We start from the raw sequence: 999 nt of genomic DNA, 5'->3' as shown, positions 1-999 counted from the left end.
GGGAACGTGGCGTACATCGCCAGCCCCGAAGTTGCCGCTGCGGTCAGACGTGCCCAGGTTCGGGGCCCTTCACCTCGACTTGTCCGATACAGCCGCCACACTCGACCTCGGTCGACGCAGGACGGTCCGGGCCCGGGTTCGGCATCGGGCATCGCCCTCATGACGAGGGTGCCGCCGCCCTCACGGCGACACGACGCATCGGGTGGCGGAGAAATCGACGGTATTCATCAACTACTATGGTGCATAGTATTTCAAGTGTTGGCAAATCCGGGGTCACCTGCACCGTCTGCGGTGCACCCGGACGTACGCACGGTGTACACCCGAGAACGAGGACCAGTGACCCGCTCCCCCATCGCCGCCGCTCGGCTCCGCGCCGCCGCAACCGCCCTTGTCCTGGCTCTGGTCGCTGCCGCTCTACTGGTCGACTACTGGGCGCAGGCGGCGTTGCCCGGCTCGACGATTCCGCTGCGGATACTCGAGCTGCGACTGGCCTTCAATCGCGGAATGGCGTTCAGCCTGGGTGATTCTCTGCCCGTGTGGGTCGTCGTCGCCGTGACGGCGTCGATCACCACCGGGTTGGCGATCTACGGGTGGCGTACCGCGCCTCACGCGGGTCCGGTCACCACGGCAGCGCTGTCGTTGGTCCTCGCCGGTGCACTCTCGAATGTCCTCGACCGGCTCCTCGACGGCGCGGTCACCGATTACTTTCACACCGGTTGGTGGCCGACATTCAACCTCGCCGACATCTACATCACCTGCGGGGTGGTGCTGGTGATCGGGGCGGCACTGTTCACGCGAGAGGCCACGAAGATTACCCCTCGGCCCGCAGTGCCCGACAGCGCCGAATCGTGAACGTGCATGAGATACCTCGGTGCTCGAATCGAATGCCCTGCAGTGCACACACATTCGCGACAGGACAATCATGCTGATTCGCTCGAACAGTGAGAGTGATCGACACCGGAACGGCTCGAAACATAGTCGACCACAACCACCGACAAG

1 protein-coding gene is annotated in these 999 nt (G+C 64.3%); it reads left to right on the top strand.

The genetic code is table 11. From position 1 onward, the window contains the following. Positions 1 to 336 precede the first annotated feature (336 nt). Positions 337 to 852 carry a signal peptidase II gene (lspA, locus tag CH293_RS26910; RefSeq protein WP_094721992.1) on the top strand — a complete coding sequence of 172 codons (516 nt, stop codon included), beginning with the start codon at positions 337 to 339 and terminating at the stop codon, positions 850 to 852. Positions 853 to 999 lie beyond the last annotated feature (147 nt).

Source organism: Rhodococcus sp. 14-2470-1b (assembly GCF_002259415.1).
Lineage (GTDB): Bacteria > Actinomycetota > Actinomycetes > Mycobacteriales > Mycobacteriaceae > Rhodococcoides.
Note: the sequence above shows the minus strand (reverse complement) of the source record. Positions and strands in the feature narration are given on the sequence as shown.